The sequence below is a fragment of the Streptomyces lusitanus genome, from assembly GCF_042647945.1.
Classification (GTDB): Bacteria; Actinomycetota; Actinomycetes; order Streptomycetales; family Streptomycetaceae; genus Streptomyces; species Streptomyces pseudogriseolus.
In genome coordinates, this window is record NZ_JBHRWL010000015.1 from 441,777 (window position 1) to 464,048 (window position 22,272).

The following is a 22,272-nucleotide window of genomic DNA, read 5'->3' on the forward strand; positions in this document are numbered from 1 at the left end:
ATCAGGCCCGTACGCCCCCTTCGCCCCGGCTCACGCCGTCGGCAGCCAGTCGACCCTCCCCGCCAGCAGCGCGTACCCGACGAACGCGCCGATGTCGAGGAGCGTGTGCGCGGCCACCAGCGGGCCGACGCGCCCCCAGCGGCGGTACAGGTACACGAACACCACGCCCATGACCATGTTGCCGACGAAGCCGCCGATGCCCTGGTACAGGTGGTACGACCCGCGCAGCACCGCGCTGCCCGCCAGGGAGGCGGTGGGCGACCAGCCGAGCTGGTCGAGCCGGCGCAGCAGATAGCCGACGACGACGACCTCTTCGAGGATCGAGTTCTGCGCGGCCGACAGGATCAGCACGGGGTACTTCCACCACACCTCGGGCAGCGCCTCCGGCACCACGGTGAGGTTGAAGCCGAGCGCGCGCACCACCAGGTAGAAGGCGATGCCGCTGCTGCCGATGACCGCCGCGACCGCGGCGCCCCGGCCGAGGTCGGACCAGGGGCGGGTGCGGTCGAAGCCGAGGGTGCGCAGTCCGGCGCCCTCGCGCAGCAGCAGGTGCGCGACCAGGGCGACCGGCACCAGCGCGGTGGTGATGCCGAACAGCTGCCAGGCCAGGTCGAGCCAGGGGCGGCCCGGCGCGGCCGAGGCGTTGAGGGTGGCCGCCTGGTCCTTCAGCCCGCCCGGCCTGGTGACCGAGCCGATGAAGCTGATCAGCGCCGACACACCGCTCGCCCCGAGCGACAGCGCCAGGACGAGCAGTGTCTCGTCGCGCAGCGTCCTCCGTGAGAGGGTCCGCTCCGGATACGCATCGGCCCCCGGGCCCGCCGCCTCCGCCTGCACACCTGCCTCCACATCACCGATCGGTCCGATCAGTATGAACGCAGGAGCTGTGCGGCAGAGCGCGGGTCCGGGGCGGCCGGTCGGGCCGTGATGAGCGCCGGCCAGGCCGTCGCCCGCGCCGGTCAGGCCGTCGTCGGCACCGGTCAGGCCGTCGTCGGCACCGGTTCGGGCAGCCCGACCGGCCAGGTGTGCACGGGGTCGCCCTGCTCGGTCAGCTCACGGTAGCGGCGGGTGGTGGCCGCCAGCGCCTCCTCCCGGCCGAGTCCCAGGTCCAGCGCCCGGTGGAAGGTCGCGGCCTGCCAGGAGGCTCCGTTCACCCGGCGCCGGCAGCGCTCCTCGATCACCCCGAGGTAGCGGTCCCGGTCGGCGGGCTCGATCCCCCACGCGTCCAGTCCCGCCTCGGCGAGCGGCAGCAGCTCCTCCCGTACGAGGGTGACCGCGTCCACCTCGCCCAGGCCGCCGAGGCGTCCGCGCCGGGGCCAGGTGAAGCGGGCGTCGATGCCGTCCTTGCAGGCGGCGTCGAAGTTGGCGGCGGCGGCCTCGAAGGGCAGCCGGCTCCACACCGGGCGGGCGTCCTCGGCGAGCGCGCGCACCACGCCGTAGTAGAAGGCCGCGTTGGCGATCACGTCGGTCACGGTGGGGCCCGCGGGCAGCACGCGGTTCTCCACGCGCAGGTGCGGTACGCCGTCGGCGATGCCGTAGACGGGGCGGTTCCAGCGGTAGACCGTGCCGTTGTGCAGGACGAGTTCGGCGAGCGAGGGGACGCCGCCGCGGTCCAGCACCTCGAGCGGGTCCTCGTCGTCGCAGATGGGCAGCAGGGCGGGGTAGTAGCGCAGGTTCTCCTCGAAGAGGTCGAACGCCGAGGTCACCCAGCGCTCCCCGAACCAGGTGCGCGGCCGCACCCCCTGCGCCTGGAGCTCGGGCGGGCGGGTGTCGGTGGACTGCTGGAACAGCGGCGGCCGGGACTCGCGCCACAGCTCGCGGCCGAACAGGAAGGGCGAGTTGGCGCCGACGGCGATCTGCGCGGCGGCGACCGCCTGCGCCGCGTTCCACACGTCGGGGAACCGTTCCGGCGTGACCTGGAGGTGCAGCTGCACCGAGGTGCAGGCGGCCTCCGGGGCGATCGACTTCGAGGTGCACCTCAGGTGCTCCACGCCGGCGATGTCGAGGGTGAAGTCCTCACCGCGCGCGGCCACGATCTGATCGTTGAGCAGGGCGTAGCGGTCGACGTCGGAGAGGTTGGAGGAGACGAGGTCGTCGCGGTCGAGCGTCGGCAGGATGCCGATCATCACGATGCCCGCGTCCACCTCCTGGGCCTTGCGGTCGGCGTAGGAGAGCGAGGTCCGCAGTTCCTCGTCGAGCCGGTCGAAAACACGCCCGCCCAGCCGGTGGGGGGCGATGTTCACCTCCAGGTTGAACATGGCGAGTTCCGTTTGGAAGTCGCGGCTCGCGATGCGCTCGAGGACTTGCGCATTCAACATTTTCGGCATGCCGTCGGCGCCCGCGAGATTGAGTTCGATCTCCAGCCCCATCAGGTTCTTGGGGCGGTCGAACCGCTTCTCCGCCAGGAGTCGCTCCAGGCCCGTCAGGCACCTGCGGAGCTTCTCGCGGTAGCGCTGGCGATCGGACAGGTCGAACTGACCTGCCACGACCTTTTCCCCCATCGAAGCGTCCCTCCTCGGATGGCGTACCGAAGATCGGCCGCCGGGGTCCCGGTCCACAAGCAAGGATGCCCCGCGGATGCGATCGATAACGCCCCGGATGCGTGTGGCGCCCGCTACTCTGGTCGAGGTGTCCAGTGGCACATTCACGGGGCAATACGCGGGAACGCTTATCACGGCCCGGTTGCGAACTCGTGAAAAACGCCGACCGGAATGGGCCGACCGCTCGGCGGTCATGGCCCGAGGTCAGTGCGGTGACCCCTTTGGAAAATCGGCATCTTTTTCGCATATCGCCGACCTGAAATACCCTTGCGGAAGCCGCCGGCGAGAGCTAGACGAAACATAGCCTGAACCCGTGTCGTATAAACTTCGTGCACAAGGCAGAACCAGGTTGGCGCCCGCGGTCGAGTGATCCAGCCGTGAGACGGCGTGCGGCTCTCCTCACCCCCGTCTCCCGCTCAGACCCTCCGGGCCCCTGCCTCTCTGACCTTCGCGAGCTGACAGCGCCGTCCGCACCGCCACGCACCGCCCTCGCGCCACTGTGCCTTCGAATGAGAGGCGACCCACCATGCCGCTGCACGTACCCCCGGCTCCCGCGCCCGCACTGCGTTCCGTCCTGACCGCGCTCTCGTCGCCGACCGCCGTGCGCGACGCCCGAACTCCCTCCCTGCTCCGCGCCCAGGGGCCCGCCTCACCCGAACTCCCGCTGCCCGTGCACGTCCTCGACCGGGTCACCGCCGACGGCGAGACCTCGACGACGCTCGCCGGATGGCGGTTCCTGATCCGCACCGGCGACCGCGCGGTGGCCGCCGCGGACACCGTGCTCACCGCCGACGGATGGACCTTCTCCCGCTTCTTCGAGGGCCCGTACATCACGTCCACCGAGCTCGCGCTGCGCCAGGCGGAAACCATGACGCAGCCGTACCAGCCCCGCCTGCTCTCGGTGCCCGGCCTGTACATGCTGGCGCTCTGGCTGCACGGCGACACCGAGGCGGACGGCGCCGCCGGCGGCCCGGCCGCGACCGATCTGCTCGTGCCGCTCGCGCCGGCCCCGCCCGGCATCGCCGCCCACCGGCCGCACCGGGTCACCGACCTGCTCCCGGTGCTCACCCACCGTGTGACGCCCACCCGGCTGCTCGGCTCACCGGCCTGACCCGCCCCCTTCCGCACCCCGCCGCCCCTCCCGGGCGGCGGGGTGCGCGCGTCGGGCGACAGGGCGTACGCATGTGCGGACTAGTCCTTCCGGCCACTGCGAACCATCCGAAAGGACAGTGCAGTTGGGATGAACCGTCCGCGTGGGTGACGCGTCATGAACCTGTGAGGAGCGGTGCCGCGAAATGCCTGCGGATCCTCGTCCGTAGGACAACACTGGATCCCGACCGACTCATCACCACGGGGGGCGGCCATGAACGACGATTCACGCCGCGCAACTGACACGACAGCCCACACACAGGTCATCACAGAGCGAAAGAACCCACCCATGTGCCAGCACCAGCCACCGTGCCCCTCAGCCGACTCCGCCGACCGGGAATCCGCCCGTCTCGTGGCGCACCACCCGGAACAGGGCTGGAGCCTGCTGTGCAACGGTGTCGTGCTCTTCGAGGACACCGGTGAGCTCCTGCCCGACGGCAGGATCATCGCCCCGCAGCGGTCCGGGGACGTCACGCTGACGTCCGCCTGAGCACGGCCGGGCGGGACGGGGACCGCCCGGGGAATCACAGGGGCCGGACCGCGGGGCCGACACCCACGCGACCCGGCCCCGAAGCGTGTGCACGGCTCCTCACCCACCGTGTCCCGGCGGAAGGGCACGGTGACGGCCACCGCGTGGCACCCGCGGTACGCCGCCGTCGGCCGCGGCACCCTATCGTGACCGGCATGCAGTCCTACACGATCGGCCAGGCAGCGCGGCTGCTCGGCGTCAGCCCGGACACCGCACGCCGCTGGGCGGACGCGGGACGCCTCACCACCCGCCGCGACGACGCCGGACGCCGGGTGGTCGACGGCCGCGACCTGGCGGCGTTCTCCGTCGAGCTGGCCAGGGCATCCACGACCGAGGACGACACCCCGTACACCTCGGCCCGCAACGCGTTCCCCGGCATCGTCACGGCGATCAAGCTCGGCGACGTCGCCGCCCAGGTCGAGATCCAGGCGGGTCCCCACCGGCTGGTCTCCCTGCTCACACGGGAAGCGGTGGAGGAACTGGGCCTGGAGGTCGGCGCGGAGGCCACGGCCCGGGTGAAGTCGACAAACGTCCATGTCGACCGAGCCTGACGGATCTTCACCAGGACGCATATGCGAGCCCACAGCGCCTCCTGACTTCGCTCATACGAAGAGACAGGTGCGGTACGCCTCGCAGATGCGCCATGATGAATGGGCGCGGGGTGAGCGTCCCCGCGGACGCCCGCCGCTGTCAGGGAGTGCCTTCGCATGATCCGTTCCGCCCGCCGGACCGCCGGTTCCGCCGCTCTCGCCCTTCTCACCGCGCTCGGGCTGACCAGCTGCTCCTCCGCCGACGACTCCCCGGCCCGCGGCGCCGACGGCAGTCCGAGCGGCACCGTCACCGTCTTCGCCGCCGCCTCGCTGAAGGAGAGCTTCACGGCACTGGGCGAGCGCTTCGAGAAGGAGCACCCCGGCACCGAGGTGACCTTCAACTTCGGCGGCAGCGACTCCCTGGCCGCCGGCATCGTGGGCGGCGCCCCCGCGGACGTCTTCGCCGCCGCCAGCACCAAGACCATGCGGACCGTCACCGACGAGGGGCTGACCGCGGGCGACCCCGCCACCTTCGCGCGCAACAGCCTGGAGATCGCCACCGTCCCCGGCAACCCGCACCGCATCGACTCGCTCGAGGACCTGACGGCGCCCGGTCTGAAGGTCGTGCTCTGCGACCGCACGGTGCCCTGCGGGGCCGCCGCCGAGAAGGCGCTGAAGGCGGGCGGCGTCACCCTCGAACCCGCCTCCTACGAGCAGGACGTCAAGAGCGCCCTGACCAAGGTGCAGCTCAAGGAGGCGGACGCCGCCGTCGTGTACCGCACGGATGTGAGGGCGGCCGGTGACAAGGTGGACGGCGTGGACTTCCCGGAGGCCGCGCAGGCCGTCAACGACTACCCGATCGCCCGGCTCGAGGACGCCCCCAACGCCTCGGCCGCGCAGGCCTTCGTCGCGCTGGTGACGTCACCGGAGGGCCGGAAGGTGCTCGGGAAGGCCGGTTTCCTCGCGCCGTGACCGCCACCGCCCAGGACGCCCCCCGCAAGGCCCGCCGCCCCCGCTCCCCCGGCCGCGGTGTCCCGCTCGCCCTCCTCGCGCCCGCCCTGATCGGCCTGGCGTTCCTTCTCGTGCCGCTGCTGGCCCTCGTCGTACGGGCGCCGTGGCGCGACCTGCCCGAGCAGCTGACCAGCCCCGCTGTGTGGGACGCGCTGCGCCTGTCGCTGGTCTGCGCGACCTGCGCGACCGCGCTGAGCCTGGTCGTCGGGGTGCCGCTGGCCTGGCTGCTGGCCCGCACCGACTTCCCCGGGCGGAGCCTGGTGCGCGCCCTGGTGACGCTCCCGCTGGTGCTGCCGCCGGTGGTCGGCGGTGTCGCCCTGCTGCTGGCGCTCGGCCGCAACGGCGTCGTGGGGCGGTGGCTGGACGAGTGGTTCGGCGTCACCCTGCCGTTCACGACCGCCGGTGTCGTCCTCGCGGAGACCTTCGTCGCGCTGCCGTTCCTGGTGATCAGCGTCGAGGGCACGCTGCGGGCCGCCGACCCGCGGTTCGAGGAGGCGGCGGCCACCCTGGGCGCGTCCCGCTTCACCGCGTTCCGCCGGGTCACCCTGCCGCTGATCGCCCCGGGCGTCGCCGCGGGCGCCGTGCTGGCCTGGGCCCGCGCCCTGGGCGAGTTCGGCGCGACGATCACCTTCGCCGGGAACTTCCCCGGCCGCACCCAGACGATGCCGCTCGCGGTCTACCTCGCCCTCCAGAACGACCCGGCCGCCGCGATCGCCCTCAGCCTGGTGCTGCTGGCGGTGTCGGTGGCCGTGCTGGCGGGACTGCGGGACCGCTGGACGAGGGCGGTCTGACCAATGCCGAAGCACCCCGCACCCCCGTCCGAGGGCCTGGAGGCGCACCTCGTCGTCGAACGCGGCTCCTTCCGCCTCGACATCGCGCTGACGGCCGCCCCCGGTGACGTCGTCGCGCTGCTCGGCCCGAACGGGGCGGGCAAGACCACCGCCCTGCGGGCCCTCGCCGGCCTCGCGCCCCTCAGCGACGGCCACGTGCGCCTGGACGGCACGGACCTCGCCCGCACCCCGCCCGAGGCGCGTCCGGTGGGCGTCGTCTTCCAGGACTACCTGCTCTTCCCGCACCTGACCGCCCTGGACAACGTGGCGTTCGGCCCGCGCTGCCGGGGCGTCGGCAAGAGCGAGGCCCGTACGCGGGCCGCCGCGTGGCTGGAGCGGATGGGGCTGGCCGGGCACGCGGGCGCCAAGCCCCGGCGGCTCTCCGGCGGGCAGGCCCAGCGCGTGGCGCTCGCCCGCGCCCTGGCCACCGATCCGCGTCTGCTGCTCCTGGACGAGCCGCTCGCCGCCCTGGACGCCCGCACCCGGCTGGAGGTCCGGGCGCAGTTGCGCCGCCACCTGGCGGACTTCGAGGCCGTCGCGGTCCTGGTGACGCACGACCCGCTGGACGCGATGGTCCTGGCCGACCGGCTCGTCGTGGTGGAGCACGGCCAGGTGGTGCAGGAGGGCGCCCCCGCCGACATCGCCCGCCACCCGCGCACCGAGTACATCGCCCAGCTCGTCGGGCTGAACCTCTACCGCGGCCGGGCGGACGGTCACACGGTGCGGCTCGACGCGGGGCCGGAGGTGAGCACCACCGAGGACCTGTCGGGGCCCGCGTTCGTCGCCTTCCCGCCCGGCGCCGTCACCCTGTACCGGGAGCGGCCCACCGGCTCCAGCGCGCGCAACCTGTGGCGCTGCGAGGTGGCGGGGCTGGAGAGCCACGGCGACCAGATCCGCGTGGAGCTGACCGGCGAACTGCCGCTGGCCGCCGACCTCACCGCCGTCGCCGTGGCCGAGCTGGGCCTGCACCCGGGCGCACCGGTCTGGGCGGCGGTCAAGGCCACGCAGACGCACGCCTATCCCGCCTGACGGCCCCGGACACGCGGGAGGGGCCCCGCCCGGACCGTCACGGTCACCGGGCGGGGCCCCTCACGCGCGCGTGTGTCAGTCCTCGTACGCGTCCAGCGGCGGGCAGGAGCAGACCAGGTTGCGGTCGCCGTAGGCCTGGTCGATGCGGCGCACCGGCGGCCAGTACTTGTCGGCGGCGTTCACCTCGCCCGGGAACACGGCTTCCTCACGGCTGTAGGCGTGCTCCCACTCCCCGCCGAGCGCGGACGCCGTGTGCGGGGCGTTGCGCAGCGGGTTGTCGTCGGCGGGCCACGCGCCGGAGCCGACCTTCTCGATCTCGGCGCGGATGGCGATCATCGCCTCGCAGAACCGGTCGAGCTCGGTGAGGTCCTCGGACTCGGTGGGCTCGATCATCAGCGTGCCGGCCACCGGGAAGGACATCGTCGGCGCGTGGAAGCCGTAGTCGATGAGCCGCTTGGCCACGTCGTCGACGGTGACGCCGGTCGCCTTGGTGAGCGGGCGCAGGTCGAGGATGCACTCGTGCGCGACGAGCCCGCCGGGGCCGGTGTAGAGCACCGGGTAGTGCGGCTCCAGGCGCTTGGCGATGTAGTTGGCGCTGAGCACGGCCACCTGGGTGGCCCGCTTCAGGCCCTCGCCGCCCATCAGCCGGACGTACGCCCAGGAGATGGGCAGGATGCCCGCCGAGCCCCACGGCGCGGCCGAGATGGGCCCGACGCCCGTCTCCGGTCCGGCCTCCGGCTGGAGCGGGTGGTTCGGCAGGTACGGGGCGAGGTGGGCGCGCACGCCGACCGGGCCGACGCCGGGACCGCCGCCGCCGTGCGGGATGCAGAACGTCTTGTGCAGGTTCAGGTGGGAGACGTCGCCGCCGAAGTGGCCGGGCTTGGCCAGGCCGACCAGGGCGTTGAGGTTGGCGCCGTCGACGTACACCTGGCCGCCGGCCTCGTGGACCTGGGCGCAGATGTCGGCGACGTGCTCCTCGAAGACGCCGTGCGTCGACGGGTAGGTGATCATCAGCACGGCCAGCTCGTCGCGGTGCTGCTCGATCTTGGCGCGCAGGTCCTCGACGTCGATCTCGCCGTCGTCGGACGTCCTGACGACGACGACCTTCATGCCGGCCATCACGGCGGACGCGGCGTTGGTGCCGTGCGCGGAGGACGGGATCAGGCAGACGATGCGCTGTTCGTCGCCGTTGGCGCGGTGGTAACCGCGTACGGCGAGCAGACCGGCCAGCTCGCCCTGGGAACCGGCGTTGGGCTGGAGGGACACCTTGTCGTAGCCGGTGACCTCGGCGAGACGTTCCTCCAGCTCGTGGATGAGCGTGAGGTAGCCCTGCGCCTGCTCGGCGGGCGCGAAGGGGTGCAGCTGGCCGAACTCGGGCCAGGTGACCGGCTCCATCTCGGTGGTCGCGTTGAGCTTCATGGTGCAGGAGCCCAGCGGGATCATGCCGCGGTCGAGCGCGTAGTCGCGGTCGGCGAGGCGGCGCAGGTAGCGCAGCATGGCCGTCTCGGAGCGGTGCTGGTGGAACACCGGGTGGGTCAGGTAGTCGTCGGTGCGCAGCAGCGCGTCCGGCAGGGCGTCCGCCGCGGCGGCGTCCAGGGCTGCGACGTCGGCCTCGACGCCGAAGGCGCGCCAGACGGCGGCGAGCTGGTCGCGGGTGGTGGTCTCGTCGCAGGCGAGGGAGACGGTGTCCGCGTCGACGAGGCGCAGGTTCACCCCGTGGTCGCGGGCGGCAGTGACGACCTCGGCGGCCCGGCCGGCGACCCGCACGGTGAGGGTGTCGAAGTAGGAGCCGTGGACGATCTCGGCGCCGCCGGAGCGCAGCCCCTCGGCGAGGATCGCGGCGTAGCGGTGGGTGCGCCGGGCGATGGTCCGCAGGCCCTCGGGGCCGTGGTACACGGCGTACATACCGGCCATGACGGCGAGCAGCACCTGCGCGGTGCAGATGTTGCTGGTGGCCTTCTCACGGCGGATGTGCTGCTCACGGGTCTGGAGCGCCAGGCGGTACGCCTTGTGGCCGTCGGCGTCGACGGAGACGCCGACAAGGCGGCCGGGCAGGCTCCGGGCCATCTTGTCCTGGACGGCCATGTAGCCGGCGTGCGGACCGCCGAAGCCCATCGGGACGCCGAAGCGCTGCGTGGTGCCGACCGCGATGTCCGCGCCCAGCTCGCCGGGGGACTTCAGCAGGGTCAGGGCGAGCAGATCGGCGGCGACGGTGACGAGAGCACCGCGCTCGTGCGCCTGGTCGATGACCGGCTTGATGTCACGGACGGCGCCGGACGCGCCCGGGTACTGGATCAGGACGCCGTTGATCTCCCGGCCGTCGAGCTCGGCGGGGATGCCGTCGCTCAGGTCGGCGACGACGACCTCCACGCCGGTCGGCTCGGCGCGGGTCTCGATGACGGCGACGGTCTGCGGCAGCGCGTCCGCGTCGACCAGGAAGAGGCCCTTCTTGTTCTTGCCCATGCGCCGGGACAGCGCCATCGCCTCGGCGGCCGCGGTGCCCTCGTCGAGCAGGGAGGCGCCGGACGTGGGCAGGCCGGTGAGGTCGGCGACCATCGTCTGGAAGTTCAGCAGCGCCTCGAGCCGGCCCTGCGAGATCTCCGGCTGGTACGGCGTGTACGCCGTGTACCAGGCGGGGTTCTCCATGACGTTGCGCAGGATCACCGGCGGGGTGAAGGTGCCGTAGTAGCCCAGGCCGATCATGGAGCCGAGGACCTGGTTGCGGCCGGCGAGGTCGCGCAGCTCGGCGAGCACCTCGGCCTCGCTGCGGGCGCCGGGCAGGTCCAGCGCGTCGGCGTTCTTGATCACGTCGGGCACGGCGGCGGCGGTCAGCTCGTCGAGCGAGCCGTAGCCCACCTGGGCCAGCATCTTCGCCCGGGCTTCGTGGTCGGGGCCGATGTGGCGCTGCTCGAAGGGGATTCCCTGTTCGAGCTCGGAGAGCGGGGTACGGGGGGCAGTCATTGAGGAGGCCTCCTGGTCCGACGACCTTCGAGGGGCACCACGACACGGGTGCCCGGACGGCCTCCCCCTCTGTCATCTCAACCTGAGAGTTTCACCGGCACGCCTGGGGCGGACCGGTTTTCACCGTCGGTGAGAGCGGAAGCCGTCGACACCCGCCCTGCTTTCCAGAGTGACCTCGTCCGTGCGGTACGTGTGCCTGAGAGATTCCGGGGAGGATTTGCTCCTTCGGCGCCTCCGGTGGTGCCTGGAGGACTCTCCCGCACGGGGTCAGCAGCCGTTGTCAGCGTACCAGCGAGGTCCGGACCCCGGCTTTCGAGTGGCCGTTCCGCCGATTGTGCCTTTTTGTGGTGCTTACGGATGAGTTTGCGAGGAGTGGAGGGCCTGTGCAGACCGACATCGACCCGCGTCACCTCATCGGCCGCAAGGCGTACGACCGCAACGGCACGCGCATCGGGACGATCGACGAGGTCTACCTCGACGACGCCACCGGTGTGCCGGAGTGGGCGGCGATACGCACCGGCCTGTTCAGCCGGGACGCCTTCGTGCCCCTGGAACCCAGCGAGCTGGTCGACGGGGCGCTGCACGTGCCGTTCGAACGGTCCCTCATCAAGGACGCCCCCGACTTCGGCGTCGGCCGCCATCTGTCGCCGGAGCAGGAGCTCCAGCTGTACCACCACTACGGCCTGGACGTGGGCTCCCCGCCCCCGCTCCCCGACCACGACTTCGGCAAGCTGGCAGGCCAGGAGGAACACACCTGACACCCGGCCACCCCGCGCCCCTTCAGGGGCGCGGGGAGGCTGGCGCCCCTTCAGGGGCGCGGGGAAGCTGGCGCCCCTTCAGGGGCGCGGGGAAGCTGGCGCCCCTTCAGGGGCGCGGGGAACTGCGCGCTCAGCCCCCGCCCTCGGCCCGCCGACAACGACACCGAACCCACCCGGCCCGGGAACCACGGGCACCGAACACCCCGTGACAGCCACACCCCAAAGGGGCGCGGGGAACTGCGCGCTCAGCCCCCGCCCTCGGCCCGCCGACAACGACGCCGAACCCACCCGGCCCAGGGCTCACGGGGTGCAAACCGCCCCGTGACAGCCACAGCCCAGCCGGCAGGCTCACCTCACCCCACCCCCTCCACCAACGGCAACGGCTCCGCCGCCTCAAGCGCCGGGTCGTCGACCCAGAACGTCTTCACCCGGCCCGGCGCCGACACGGGCGTCTCGAAGCGAACCGTCACACGGCCCAGCCCACTGCCCTGCACCCACCCGTGCCCGTACTCGGCGTGCCGGACGTCGCACCCCGCGGGCCAGCGCCGTTCGGCGGGTTCCTCAGGGCGGGCCTCGGAGGCCGGCTCAGGTTCCTCACCCTCCCGCGCCGCGTCCTCCCCCGTACCCCCCGCCGCCTGGGCGAACAGATCCTCCTGCGTGTAGTCGGCCAGCCCGCTGACCCCGACGCCGAGCAGCCGTACGCCGCCCGTGGTGTCCACCGAGTCCAGGAGCCGCGCCGCCGCCTCCCGGACGACCGCCGGGTCGTCGGTGGGCCCCCGCAGCGTCTCGGACCGGGTCAGCGTGGAGAAGTCGTACCGCCGGACCTTCAGCACGATCGTGCGGCCGGACAGGCCGGCCCCGCGCAGCCGGCGCACGCAGCGGTCCGCGAGCCGCGCCACCTCCGTGCCGACCCGCACCCGGTCGTGGATGTCCACGTCGTACGTGTCCTCGACGGACACCGACTTCGTCTCGCGCTCGGCGACGACGGGCCGGTCGTCGCGGGCCAGCGCCATCGCGTACAGCGCGTGCCCGTGGGCCTTGCCCAGCAGCCGCACCAGCTCGTCCTCGCCCGCCTCGGCGATCTCACCGACCGTGTGGATGCCGGCCCGCCGCAGATGATCACCGGTGGCGGGTCCGACGCCCGGGAGGGTCCGCACCGGCATCGGCTCGAGCATCGCCCGCTCGGTCCCGGGCTCGATCACGACGAGCCCGTCCGGCTTCGCCTGCTCCGAGGCGATCTTCGCCAGCATCTTGGAGGCGGCCAGCCCCACGGAGCCGGTCAGTCCGGTGACCGCCCGGATGTCGGCGCGCAGCTTCGTGCCGACGAGCCGCGCCGACCGCTCGTCCCACGCCGTGCCCCCGGCCTCCAGGTCGACGAACGCCTCGTCGAGGCTGAGCGGCTCCACCAGCGGCGACAGGGCGCGCAGCAGCGCCATCACCTGGTCGCTGATCGAGCGGTACAGCGCGAACCGGGGCACCAGATACGCGGCGTTCGGCGCGAGCCGCCGCGCCTGGGACATGGGCATCGCCGAGTGCACGCCGAGGACGCGGGCCTCGTAGGAGGCGGTGGCGACCACACCACGGGGCCCGAGTCCTCCCACGATCACGGCCTTGCCGCGCAGACTCGGCTTCGACGCCTGCTCCACCGAGGCGTAGAAGGCATCCATGTCGAGATGCAGGATCGTGGGAGCGGATCTCACGTCTCCGATGCTGCCCTATGCCACTGACAACGCCCTCGTCGGACCGCGCCCCGGGCGGCACGGCCGCGCAGGAACCGCGGTCTCAGACCGCGCGGTTCCTGCGGCGGGCCAGCTCGTCCATCGGGTTGTGCCCGATCAACGTCTCGCCGGTGTCGACGCGCTCGCCGTGCAACTGCGACAGGGCGCTCTCGACGTCCCGCCACACCACGCCCACGGCGATGCCGAAGACGCCCTGGCCGCCCTGGAGCAGGGCGTGGACCTCGTCGGGCGAGGTGCACTCGTAGACCGTGGCGCCGTCGCTCATCAGCGTCATGCGCTCCAGGTCGTCGAAGCCGCGCTCGCGCAGATGCTGGACGGCGGTGCGGATGTTCTGCAGGGACACACCGGTGTCCAGGAACCGCTTCACGATCTTCAGCACGACGACGTCGCGGAAGCTGTACAGCCGCTGCGTGCCCGACCCCTGGGCGGGGCGCACGCTCGGCTCGACCAGGCCCGTGCGCGCCCAGTAGTCGAGCTGGCGGTAGGTGATGCCGGCCGCGGCGCAGGCCGTGGGCCCCCGGTAGCCGATCTCCTCGGTCGCCATGGCCACCGCCCCTCCACCGCTCGGCACGGCCGTCGGTCGCTGCGGAGCGGGATCGATCGCACCGCCCCGCGCGGGATGCACCCCGCCCGGGCGGAGCGGAAAGCTCTGGGGAGGATACGGCCCGCCCGCCCCGAAAACGCGTCCGGGGGCACCCCCAGCCGTACCGTCGCCGCTGCTTCTCACGCCGACCTCCGTCCTTGACCTGCCTCCTCGACGGTAGGCAGTCACCAAGGGTGCGTCAACGATCGCCACACTCGGCACGCCGAGTGATAATCACCCTAAGAGTGGTTTCCCGTGCCCCGTCGCGGGGAAAGGCTAGCCGAATGTGCCCGGCGCGGGCCGCGACCGCCGCCGAGGCCCAGGGAAACACTCACTGGTTGCTGGTCCCGAAGTCCTCCGGCGAGATCTGGTCGAGGAACTCGCGGAACTTCTCCACCTCGTCCTCCTGCTCGTCCGGAATGGCGATACCGGCGTCGTCCAGCACCGTGTCGCTTCCGTAGATCGGGGTCCCGGTCCGCAGGGCGAGCGCTATGGCGTCGGAGGGCCGGGCGCTCACCTCGACACCGCTGGCGAAGACCAGCTCGGCGTAGAAGACACCTTCCCTCAGGTCGGTGATGCGCACTTCCGTGAGCTCCTGTCCCACGGCCTCCAGCACGTCCTTGAACAGGTCGTGGGTCAGCGGCCGTGCGGGCGCCATGCCCTGCTGGGCGAAGGCGATGGCCGTGGCCTCCCCGGGGCCGATCCAGATGGGGAGGTAGCGGTCGCCGCCCACTTCACGCAACAGCACGATCGGTTGGTTGGAGGGCATTTCGACCCGGACACCTACGACATCGAGCTCGTTCACACAGCAACCCTAGGCCGTGCCCGGGACGTTTGGGTAGTCGGGCCGGGATCGGGTGGCCGATCCGGCCGCGCCGTGCTGCCCTCTGCCGCCCTCAGGGCAGCCGCACCCCGAGCGCCGACCGCACCAGCGCCGCGTGCAGCTTCATGGTGAGACCGGCCAGCTCCCTGGTGCGGTCCTCGGCGTGCGCCCTGGTCTGCGGGTTGCGGTGCCGCCGCAGCGGCGCCACGACCTGCTCCACCAGCCCGGCCTCCCGCTCGGCGGCCGCCTTCATGGCCCGCAGATGGCGCGGCTCGATCCCGTACCGGCCGAGCTCCGTGAGCAGCCCGGCGACGGTGACCGCCTCCGCGTCGTACACCCCGTCCCCCACCGGGACGAGCAGTCCGTACGACTCCCACTCGGCGAGCCGCTGCTCGTCCACCCCGGCGGCGGCGAGCAGCCGGCTGCGTCCGATACGGGCCGCGGCCGGCGTGTCCGCGCCGCTCTCGGCGGGGTCCTCGCCGTCACCCGGACGGCTCAGCGTCGGCAGGGGCACGGCCGCGCCGCGCTCCATGGCCGCCAGATGCTCCCGGATCACCTTGAGCGGCAGGTAGTGGTCGCGCTGCATGCGCAGCACATGGCCGAGGCGCTCGACGTCCTCGGCGCTGAACTTGCGGTACCCCGACGGGGTGCGGCGCGGCTCGACCAGCCCTTCCGACTCCAAGAAGCGGATCTTGGAGATGGTGACCTCGGGGAACTCCTCGCGCAGCACGTTCAGCACCGCACCGATGCTCATCAGTCCGGTGTCCGTGGCGGCGGCGCCGTCGCCGGCACCGCCGCTCGGTGTCTGCAGCATGGACCCTTCCTGGAGTCCCCGGGGCCTAGCCGGGGAGGTCAGTAGCTCCGCTGACTCGCGTAGAAGACCAGCCGGTACTTGCCGATCTGCACCTCGTCGCCGTTGGCCAGGGCGACCTGGTCGATCCGCTCGCGGTTGACGTACGTGCCGTTCAGGCTGCCGACGTCGGCGACCGTGAACGAGCCGTCCGGGCTGCGGCGGAACTCCACATGGCGGCGGGAGACCGTCACGTCGTCGAGGAAGATGTCGCTCTGCGGGTGACGCCCGGCCGTCGTCAGGTCGCCGTCCAGCAGGAAGCGGCTGCCCGAGTTCGGGCCGCGGCGCACGACCAGCAGGGCGGAGCCCACCGGCAGCGCGTCGACGGCGGCCTGCGCCTCCGGGGAGAGCGCGGGCACCTGGGTCTGCCCCGTGGCCTCGGCGTCGTAGGCCTCGAGACCGGAGATGGAGATCGTGGACGTCGTCTCGGAGGGGCGCTCCGGGGTGACGCCCGGCTTCAGCGGCGCACCGCAGTTGGAACAGAAGCGGCTGTTCTCCGCGTTGCGGTTGCCGCACCTCGAACACACCAGGGCCGACATGGACGGATCCTCCTGCCGCGGCTGCCCGCCAGGGGCGTGGGACGCGTACGGGCCGGAGAACCCTCCGCCCGCACCGGGGCTCGACGGCTGTCCAGAACCTATGCCGCCCGGCTGCGCAGGGTCAACGGAGGCCCCGCCCGCCTCGTCCCGGAACAGCGGACGCTGGTCGTCCGCACCGGGCTGTGCGCGGTGACGAGCGGTGGCGCTGTCGCCGTCCTCTCGCCGCGCGCTCTTGCCGAACAACTTCCCAAACAACTTCACGGGCGATTCCCCTTGACCGAAACAGACCCGCCCGTGGGGCAGGACGAACCCTGACTGAACACATTGGCCGACCCGGACATCTTCACAACGTCCGCCTCCGCCAGACAGTTTCCACCACGCACCACCCATTCGGTGCGCCGACCCCCCGCAACCTCATGCCCTGGCCGGACGACCCCCATGCACCCCCGGTTCACCGGGAGGACGACCGAGCGTAGTCAGGCCGCTTCGGCGCTCGCAAGGCGTCCACAACGATCTTGTCCGCCCGCTCCACGGTAACGGTGGCCTGTTCCTTCTCGAGCGTCTGCACCACGCCTCCGGGGATGTTGAGCGCCGGCTCCAGGTCCTGCGGCTTGCCGATGACCTTGAAACGATACGGGGACTTGATCTTGTTCCCGTCCACCGAGACTCCGCCGTCCGCGTCCGACAGATACGTGCCGGCCACCACCCGGACCCCGTTCACCTGGATCGCCTCCGCGCCCGCGGCGCGCAGCTCCTGGATGGCGTCGAGCAGCATGTCCGACTCGACCGTCCCCTTCGTGTCCTCGATGGTCATCTCGATGCCGGGCCCCTGGGCGGCCACGGTGCCCGCGAGGACGCCGAGTTGCCGTTCCTTCTCGATCGTCTGCCTGCGCGCCTCCTCGGCCTGGTCGGAGCTGTTCTCCAGCTCCTCCCGCTGCTTCTCGAGACCCTGCTTCTCGTCTTCAAGACGCTCGGTACGGTCGTCGAGTTCATCGAGGATGCGTACAAGATCCTCCTGGCGTGCGCCGCGCAGCGCGCTGTCGGTGTCGCTGGTGGAGGCGACCTGGACGGCGAGGCCGAACCCGAGGCCGGACAGCAGGAGGGCGACGATGAGTTGGGCCCGGGTCACGCGCGGCGGCCACAGCCCGTTCACGAGCCGCTGCCGCCCGGTCAGCGCTGGCTCGCCCGGCTCGTCGGCGGCGGGCGCCACGCTGCTCTCAGGCGCCTGGGGTGCCTGAGGGGACACGGGAGCCTCAGGGGTCTTGGGTGCTTGAGACGCATGAGACCCGTGGTGTGCGTGGTGTGCGTGGTGCGCCGGACTCGCGCCGGTCGTCCCGGACGCGGTCCGCGGGGCGGGCGGCGGCACCTCCGCGGGCAGTTCCCGGCGCAGCCCGGCCGGGGGCGGCGTGCCGGGGGCGGACTCGGGAGTCTCGGGGGCGGACCGGGGCGGGGTGACCGCCGGGCGCGTGGTCTCGGGCTGTTCGCGTTCGCTCATCGGCCTCACGCCCGGAACACGTGGCGGCGGATCGCCGCGGCGTTGGAGAAGATGCGGATGCCGAGGACGACCACCACACCCGTGGACAGCTGCGCCCCGACGCCCAGCTTGTCGCCGAGGAACACGATCAGCGCGGCCACGACGACGTTCGACAGGAACGACACCACGAAGACCTTGTCGTCGAAGATCCCGTCGAGCATGGCCCGCAGACCGCCGAACACGGCGTCCAGCGCGGCGACGACGGCGATCGGCAAGTAGGGCTCGACGACCGCCGGCACCTCGGGCCGGACCAACAGGCCGGCCACCACTCCCACAATGAGGCCCAGTACGGCGATCACGATGTGCCCTTCTCGGTTATCGGCTGTGCGGTTCGTACGATCACACTCGTTGCGGCGGGCAGCCGGACGTCGTCCTCCGCGGACAGGGCGGTCCGGATGCCGTAGTTCTCCTGGAGGGCGTGCAGATACAGCCCGTCGGCGCTGTTCTGGAAGCGGTCGCCGAGCTCTTCGCCGTCCCCCACCGCCAGCACCGTGTACGGCGGCACCAGCGGCTTGTTGTCGACCAGTATCGCGTCTCCGGCGGCCCTGATCGCCGACAGGGCGGTCAACCGCTGCCCGTTGATGGAGACGGCCTCCGCGCCGGACTCCCACAGCCCGTTGACCACCCGCTGGAGATCACGGTCGCGGACCCGGCCGGTGTCGGAGAACCCTGAGGTGGACCGGGGGTCGCCGTCGCCGCCGCCGGTGGAGTCCTCGGCGTCGTTCACCACGAGCCGCACGCCCGGGCCGTGGACGGGGGTGGCGCCGGACAGGATGCCCATGAGCGTCGACGGGTCGCCGCCGCTGTCCCGCAGCGCCTCGCGCTGCCGTGCGCCGACCTCCTCGCGGAGTTCGTCGACGCTCTCCTCGAGACGGTCCGCGGCCGCGGTCTCCTCGTCGATCCGGTCGATCAGCTCCTCGCGCTCCTTGGCGACGACCGGGGCGGCGACGCGTGCCTGGGCCGCGCCGACGGTGACGACGCACGCGGCGAGCACGAGCCCCGCGGCCAGACCGAGCTTCGCCCGCAGGGTCCGCGGCAGGCCGGCGGTCCCCTCGCTCCGCTTCCGGGCGGCGGCCTCGGCGTAGCCGTCGTCGAGACTGTGGTCCATGACGTTGGTGATCAACGACATGGACGCGTCCGGGCGCGCGGGCCGCGCGGGTGTGCTCCGAACGGGGGGTTGCTGCGGCATGCCGCACATCGTCGCACGCCGCGCCCCCGACCTCCGAACGACCCCGGCGGCGTGCCGGACGGGCCCCTTCCGGGGTCCCGGTCCGGCACGCCGCCGGTACTGCGTCTACTGCGTCCGGTGCGTGAGCGTCACCTGCCGGCGCTGTCCACCACCGCCGACCACTCGTCGAGCAGCGCCTGCGCGGAGGCGTCGTCGGGGCCCTCGGCCCACAGGTGGGTGACGGCCTCGGCCGGGTCGGGCAGCACCATGACCCAGCGCCCGTCGGCCTCGACGACGCGCACGCCGTCGGTGGTGTCCACGAAGCGGTCTCCGGCCGCCTCGACGACCCGCCGCATGACGAGTCCCTTGACGGCCCACGGGGTCGCCAGGTCCCGCTTGAGGACGTGCGCCCGCGGGATCCGGGCGTCGATCTGGCTCAGCGTCAGCTGGGTGCGCGCCACCAGCCCGATGAGCCGGACGAACGCCGCGGTGCCGTCGTAGACACTGCTGAACTCGGGGACGATGAAGCCGCCTTTGCCGTCGCCGCCGAAGATCGTCCCTTCCTCGCCGCCGACCCGTGTGAGGTCGTCGGGCGAGGTGGTCGTCCATTCCACCTGTGTGCCGTGGTACGCCGCCACCTGCTCGGCGATCCGGGTGGTGGTCACCGGCAGGGCGACGCGCCCGCTGCGCCGCTCGGAGGCGACCAGGTCGAGCATGACGAGCAGCGCGCGGTCGTCCTCGACGATCCGCCCCTTCTCGTCGACCAGGGACAGCCGCTCGCCGACCGGGTCGAAGCGCACGCCGAAGGCGGCCCCGGAGGACGCCACGATCTCCCCGAGCCGCACCAGGCCGGCGCGGCGCATGTCGGCCGTCTCGGTCGGCCGGGACTCGTCCAGACCCGGGTTGATGGTGAGCGAGTCGACGCCCAGCTTGCCGAGCAGGCTGGGCAGCACCAGGCCGGCGCTGCCGTTGGACGCGTCGACGACGACCTTCAGCCCGGACTCGGCGATGCCGGTGATGTCGACGTTCCGCAGCAGCGACCCGGTGTAGGAGTCGAAGACACTTGCCGGGAAGTGCAGGTCGCCGATCTCGCCGGGGAAGGCACGCCGGTACTCCTGCCGCGCGAACACGCGGTCCAGCTTGCGCTGCCTGCCCTGCGACAGGTCGCCGCCCTGCCCGTCGAAGAACATGATGTCGACGGAGTCGGGCACGCCCGGCGTGGTGCGGATCATGATGCCGCCGGCGCTGCCCCGGGCGGTCTGCTGCCGCGCGACGGGCAGCGGCACGTTCTCCAGGTCGCGTACGTCGATGGCGCTGGCCTGGAGCGCGGAGATGACCGCGCGCTTCAGGGCACGGGCGCCTCGGGAGTGGTCGCGGGCCGTGGTGACGGTCGAGCCCTTCTTCAGGGTCGTCGCGTAGGCGCCGGCGAGGCGGACGGCGAGCTCGGGCGTGATCTCGACGTTCAGGATGCCGGAGACGCCGCGCGCGCCGAAGAGGTGCGCCTGGCCCCGGGACTCCCAGATGACCGAGGTGTTGACGAACGCGCCGGCCTCGATGGTCTTGAACGGGTAGACCCGCACATTGCCCTGAACGATCGATTCTTCACCGATCAAGCACTCGTCACCGATGACGGCGCCGTCCTCGATCCGCGCGGCGCGCATGATGTCGGTGTTCTTGCCGACGACGCAGCCGCGCAGGTTGCTGTGCGGGCCGACGTACACGTTGTCGTGGACGACGGCCTTGTGCAGGAAGGCGCCGCTCTTGACGACGACGTTGGAGCCCACGACGGTGTGCTCGCGGATCTCCGCGCCGGCCTCGACCTTGGCGTAGTCGCCGATGTACAGCGGGCCGCGGAGCACGGCGTCGGGGTGCACCTCGGCGCCCTCGGCCACCCACACGCCGGGCGAGATCTCGAACCCGTCGATGTCGACGTCGACCTTGCCCTCGAGGACGTCGGCCTGCGCCTTGACGTAGCTCTCGTGGGTGCCGACGTCCTCCCAGTAGCCCTCGGCGACATAGCCGTAGATCGGCTTGCCTTCCTTCATCAGCTGCGGGAAGACATCGCCGGACCAGTCGACGGGCACGTCCGGGTCGACGTAGTCGAACACTTCCGGCTCCATCACGTAGATGCCGGTGTTCACCGTGTCGGAGAAGACCTGGCCCCACGTCGGCTTCTCGAGGAAACGCTCGACCTTCCCCTCGTCGTCGACGATGGTGATGCCGAATTCCAGCGGATTGGGCACGCGGGTCAGGCAGACCGTGACTAGGGCGCCCTTTTCCTTGTGGAAATTGATCAGCTCGGTGAGGTCGAAGTCCGTGAGGGCGTCGCCGGAGATGACGAGAAAGGCATCGTCCTTCAGTGCCTCCTCGGCGTTCTTGACACTCCCGGCGGTACCGAGTGGCTTCTCCTCATTGGCATACGTGAGCTCCATCCCGAGCTCCTCGCCGTCACCGAAGTAGTTCTTGACCAGCGAGGCAAGGAACTGGACGGTCACAACGGTTTCGTTGAGCCCGTGCCTTTTGAGCAGCCGCAGAACATGCTCCATGATCGGCCGGTTGGCGACCGGCAGGAGCGGCTTGGGCATGCTTGAGGTCATGGGACGAAGACGCGTGCCTTCGCCCCCGGCCATCACGACGGCCTTCATGTCGGAAGCGTCCTCCTCGAAGAGAAACGACGGTCTGGCCGACTTCACCCGCCTGGATTGCCGCACACTTGTTCAGCGTGGGACATCGCGCGCCCCGTTGCGCGTGAAGAAGCGAGTCAATCGGCCATGGCGTCCGCACGGATCAAGCGGCGGACTTGGACCACATAGAGCACTCCTGCCCACCAATAGAGGGTTGTACCCCATCCGGCGAACGCCCAGCCGAAAATCGCAGCGAGTGATGAGATCCAGCCACTTCCGTCACTGAGCAGGAGCAACGGGAAGGCATACATCAGGTTGAAGGTCGCGGCCTTCCCGAGGAAGTTCACCTGCGGCGGCGGATAGCCGTGGCGCCGCAGGATGCCCACCATGACCAGGAGGACCAGCTCCCGGGCCAGCAGTACGAGGGTCAGCCAGAGCGGCAGAATCTCCCGCCAGGTGAGTCCGACCAGGGTCGAGAGAATGTACAGCCGGTCGGCCGCGGGGTCGAGCAGCCGGCCGAGGCTGCTGATCTGGTTCCACCGCCGGGCGAGCTTGCCGTCCAGGTAGTCGCTGACGCCGCTGAAGGCCAGCACCAGGAGCGCCCAGCCGTCGCTCTTCGGCCCGCCGAACTCGGGCCTCAGGATCAGCCAGAGGAACAGGGGTACGCCGACGAGCCGCGCCATGCTGAGCACGTTCGGGATGGTGAGGACACGGTCTGTCTGGACCCGTGTCTCCTGGACCTCCACCCGGGATCCTCCTGTGGGAAACGTTTCTACGATGCTTCTCGACCCTACCGCAACGCGAAAAAGCTCCGGCTCTCGGGCGGGGAGCCCAAGAGCCGGAGCTGTAAAGGTAGTTCGGCGGCGTCCTACTCTCCCACAGGGTCCCCCCTGCAGTACCATCGGCGCTGTAAGGCTTAGCTTCCGGGTTCGGAATGTAACCGGGCGTTTCCCCTACGCTATGACCACCGAAACACTATGAAACTGACAACCGGCCGCATGCCGTGACCATGGCATGGGGTTGTTCGTGGTTTCAGAACCAACACAGTGGACGCGAGCAACTGAGGACAAGCCCTCGG

The 22,272-nt window shown here is 71.6% G+C and carries 20 protein-coding genes, 1 rRNA gene and 1 riboswitch; of the genes, 7 read left to right on the forward strand and 14 right to left on the reverse strand.

Going from position 1 to position 22,272, the window contains the following annotated elements; translation table 11 throughout:
• Nucleotides 1-30: 30 nt before the first annotated feature.
• Together ACFOSY_RS22910 and ACFOSY_RS22915 are read right to left on the reverse strand one after the other, a co-directional pair.
• Complete coding sequence (locus tag ACFOSY_RS22910) at nucleotides 31-834, reverse strand: CPBP family intramembrane glutamic endopeptidase (RefSeq protein WP_394309820.1); 804 nt, start codon at nucleotides 832-834, stop codon at nucleotides 31-33.
• 143 nt (nucleotides 835-977) lie between these two features.
• Nucleotides 978-2,498: a glutamate--cysteine ligase gene (locus ACFOSY_RS22915; protein WP_394309822.1), complete on the reverse strand. Its 1,521-nt coding sequence runs from the start codon at nucleotides 2,496-2,498 to the stop codon at nucleotides 978-980.
• A 565-nt stretch (nucleotides 2,499-3,063) separates the two neighbouring features.
• Between ACFOSY_RS22915 and ACFOSY_RS22920 the strand changes: the two genes are divergently transcribed.
• The 6 genes from ACFOSY_RS22920 to ACFOSY_RS22945 all read left to right on the forward strand — a co-directional run bounded on the left by ACFOSY_RS22920 (nucleotide 3,064) and on the right by ACFOSY_RS22945 (nucleotide 7,615).
• Complete coding sequence (locus ACFOSY_RS22920; RefSeq protein WP_394309824.1) at nucleotides 3,064-3,648, forward strand: hypothetical protein; 585 nt, start codon at nucleotides 3,064-3,066, stop codon at nucleotides 3,646-3,648.
• Nucleotides 3,649-3,975: 327 nt separating this feature from the next.
• Nucleotides 3,976-4,176, forward strand: a complete 201-nt coding sequence (locus tag ACFOSY_RS22925) for a DUF5999 family protein (protein ID WP_394309825.1) — start codon at nucleotides 3,976-3,978, stop codon at nucleotides 4,174-4,176.
• Between the two features lie 194 nt (nucleotides 4,177-4,370).
• Nucleotides 4,371-4,766 (forward strand): TOBE domain-containing protein, encoded by a 396-nt coding sequence (locus ACFOSY_RS22930; protein ID WP_394309827.1) that lies wholly within the window; start codon nucleotides 4,371-4,373, stop codon nucleotides 4,764-4,766.
• 156 nt (nucleotides 4,767-4,922) lie between these two features.
• Complete coding sequence (modA, locus tag ACFOSY_RS22935; protein WP_394309829.1) at nucleotides 4,923-5,717, forward strand: molybdate ABC transporter substrate-binding protein; 795 nt, start codon at nucleotides 4,923-4,925, stop codon at nucleotides 5,715-5,717.
• Complete coding sequence (modB, locus tag ACFOSY_RS22940) at nucleotides 5,714-6,547, forward strand: molybdate ABC transporter permease subunit (protein ID WP_394309830.1); 834 nt, start codon at nucleotides 5,714-5,716, stop codon at nucleotides 6,545-6,547. Before modA ends, modB begins: the two co-directional genes overlap by 4 nt.
• Nucleotides 6,548-6,550: 3 nt before the next feature.
• Nucleotides 6,551-7,615 (forward strand): ABC transporter ATP-binding protein, encoded by a 1,065-nt coding sequence (locus ACFOSY_RS22945; RefSeq protein WP_394309832.1) that lies wholly within the window; start codon nucleotides 6,551-6,553, stop codon nucleotides 7,613-7,615.
• A 75-nt stretch (nucleotides 7,616-7,690) separates the two neighbouring features.
• Here ACFOSY_RS22945 and gcvP read toward each other — a convergent pair whose 3' ends face one another.
• Entirely contained in the window at nucleotides 7,691-10,576 is a 2,886-nt protein-coding gene (gene gcvP / locus ACFOSY_RS22950) for an aminomethyl-transferring glycine dehydrogenase (RefSeq protein WP_394309834.1), read from the reverse strand.
• A gap of 174 nt (nucleotides 10,577-10,750) precedes the next feature.
• Nucleotides 10,751-10,846, reverse strand: a riboswitch (glycine riboswitch).
• 113 nt (nucleotides 10,847-10,959) lie between these two features.
• Here gcvP and ACFOSY_RS22955 point away from each other — a divergent pair.
• Nucleotides 10,960-11,334, forward strand: a complete 375-nt coding sequence (locus tag ACFOSY_RS22955; protein ID WP_394309836.1) for a PRC-barrel domain-containing protein — start codon at nucleotides 10,960-10,962, stop codon at nucleotides 11,332-11,334.
• A gap of 353 nt (nucleotides 11,335-11,687) precedes the next feature.
• On the opposite strand, the gene ACFOSY_RS22960 is transcribed toward ACFOSY_RS22955, so the two are convergent.
• From ACFOSY_RS22960 to rrf, 11 genes are all read right to left on the reverse strand, one after another.
• Complete coding sequence (locus ACFOSY_RS22960) at nucleotides 11,688-13,034, reverse strand: DNA polymerase IV (protein WP_394309838.1); 1,347 nt, start codon at nucleotides 13,032-13,034, stop codon at nucleotides 11,688-11,690.
• An 82-nt stretch (nucleotides 13,035-13,116) separates the two neighbouring features.
• Nucleotides 13,117-13,698: a MerR family transcriptional regulator gene (locus ACFOSY_RS22965; protein ID WP_394309840.1), complete on the reverse strand. Its 582-nt coding sequence runs from the start codon at nucleotides 13,696-13,698 to the stop codon at nucleotides 13,117-13,119.
• 289 nt (nucleotides 13,699-13,987) lie between these two features.
• Nucleotides 13,988-14,461 (reverse strand): bifunctional nuclease family protein, encoded by a 474-nt coding sequence (locus tag ACFOSY_RS22970; RefSeq protein WP_004934251.1) that lies wholly within the window; start codon nucleotides 14,459-14,461, stop codon nucleotides 13,988-13,990.
• A gap of 91 nt (nucleotides 14,462-14,552) precedes the next feature.
• The gene (ftsR, locus tag ACFOSY_RS22975) at nucleotides 14,553-15,293 is read right to left on the reverse strand and encodes a transcriptional regulator FtsR (RefSeq protein WP_394309843.1); all 741 of its coding nucleotides are present in this window, start codon (nucleotides 15,291-15,293) and stop codon (nucleotides 14,553-14,555) included.
• A 38-nt stretch (nucleotides 15,294-15,331) separates the two neighbouring features.
• On the reverse strand, nucleotides 15,332-16,258 hold the full coding sequence (locus tag ACFOSY_RS22980; protein ID WP_394309845.1) for an FHA domain-containing protein: 927 nt from the start codon (nucleotides 16,256-16,258) through the stop codon (nucleotides 15,332-15,334).
• 61 nt (nucleotides 16,259-16,319) lie between these two features.
• Nucleotides 16,320-17,363 (reverse strand): DUF881 domain-containing protein, encoded by a 1,044-nt coding sequence (locus ACFOSY_RS22985; RefSeq protein WP_394309847.1) that lies wholly within the window; start codon nucleotides 17,361-17,363, stop codon nucleotides 16,320-16,322.
• A gap of 5 nt (nucleotides 17,364-17,368) precedes the next feature.
• On the reverse strand, nucleotides 17,369-17,701 hold the full coding sequence (locus ACFOSY_RS22990) for a small basic family protein (RefSeq protein ID WP_006134295.1): 333 nt from the start codon (nucleotides 17,699-17,701) through the stop codon (nucleotides 17,369-17,371).
• The gene (locus tag ACFOSY_RS22995; protein ID WP_394309850.1) at nucleotides 17,698-18,600 is read right to left on the reverse strand and encodes a DUF881 domain-containing protein; all 903 of its coding nucleotides are present in this window, start codon (nucleotides 18,598-18,600) and stop codon (nucleotides 17,698-17,700) included. The genes ACFOSY_RS22990 and ACFOSY_RS22995 overlap by 4 nt, the downstream gene beginning before the upstream one ends.
• Before the next feature lie 119 nt (nucleotides 18,601-18,719).
• Nucleotides 18,720-21,215, reverse strand: coding sequence for a sugar phosphate nucleotidyltransferase (locus ACFOSY_RS23000; protein ID WP_394309852.1), 2,496 nt, complete (start codon nucleotides 21,213-21,215; stop codon nucleotides 18,720-18,722).
• Between the two features lie 116 nt (nucleotides 21,216-21,331).
• Nucleotides 21,332-21,940: a CDP-alcohol phosphatidyltransferase family protein gene (locus ACFOSY_RS23005; RefSeq protein ID WP_006134290.1), complete on the reverse strand. Its 609-nt coding sequence runs from the start codon at nucleotides 21,938-21,940 to the stop codon at nucleotides 21,332-21,334.
• Between the two features lie 109 nt (nucleotides 21,941-22,049).
• Nucleotides 22,050-22,166: ribosomal RNA gene (gene rrf / locus ACFOSY_RS23010) — 5S ribosomal RNA — on the reverse strand.
• Nucleotides 22,167-22,272 lie beyond the last annotated feature (106 nt).

What these genes read in the sequence shown, in the direction of transcription:
- ftsR (WP_394309843.1), bottom strand. Translation starts at nt 15,293, where the DNA reads ATGCTGCAGACACCGAGCGGCGGTGCCGGCGACGGCGCCGCCGCCACG.
- ACFOSY_RS22925 (WP_394309825.1), top strand. Translation starts at nt 3,976, where the DNA reads ATGTGCCAGCACCAGCCACCGTGCCCCTCAGCCGACTCCGCCGACCGG.
- modA (WP_394309829.1), top strand. Translation starts at nt 4,923, where the DNA reads ATGATCCGTTCCGCCCGCCGGACCGCCGGTTCCGCCGCTCTCGCCCTT.
- ACFOSY_RS22985 (WP_394309847.1), bottom strand. Translation starts at nt 17,363, where the DNA reads ATGAGCGAACGCGAACAGCCCGAGACCACGCGCCCGGCGGTCACCCCG.
- ACFOSY_RS22915 (WP_394309822.1), bottom strand. Translation starts at nt 2,498, where the DNA reads ATGGGGGAAAAGGTCGTGGCAGGTCAGTTCGACCTGTCCGATCGCCAG.
- ACFOSY_RS22930 (WP_394309827.1), top strand. Translation starts at nt 4,371, where the DNA reads ATGCAGTCCTACACGATCGGCCAGGCAGCGCGGCTGCTCGGCGTCAGC.
- ACFOSY_RS23000 (WP_394309852.1), bottom strand. Translation starts at nt 21,215, where the DNA reads ATGAAGGCCGTCGTGATGGCCGGGGGCGAAGGCACGCGTCTTCGTCCC.
- ACFOSY_RS22920 (WP_394309824.1), top strand. Translation starts at nt 3,064, where the DNA reads ATGCCGCTGCACGTACCCCCGGCTCCCGCGCCCGCACTGCGTTCCGTC.
- ACFOSY_RS22980 (WP_394309845.1), bottom strand. Translation starts at nt 16,258, where the DNA reads ATGGGTGGTGCGTGGTGGAAACTGTCTGGCGGAGGCGGACGTTGTGAA.
- gcvP (WP_394309834.1), bottom strand. Translation starts at nt 10,576, where the DNA reads ATGACTGCCCCCCGTACCCCGCTCTCCGAGCTCGAACAGGGAATCCCC.
- ACFOSY_RS22945 (WP_394309832.1), top strand. Translation starts at nt 6,551, where the DNA reads ATGCCGAAGCACCCCGCACCCCCGTCCGAGGGCCTGGAGGCGCACCTC.
- ACFOSY_RS22995 (WP_394309850.1), bottom strand. Translation starts at nt 18,600, where the DNA reads ATGTGCGGCATGCCGCAGCAACCCCCCGTTCGGAGCACACCCGCGCGG.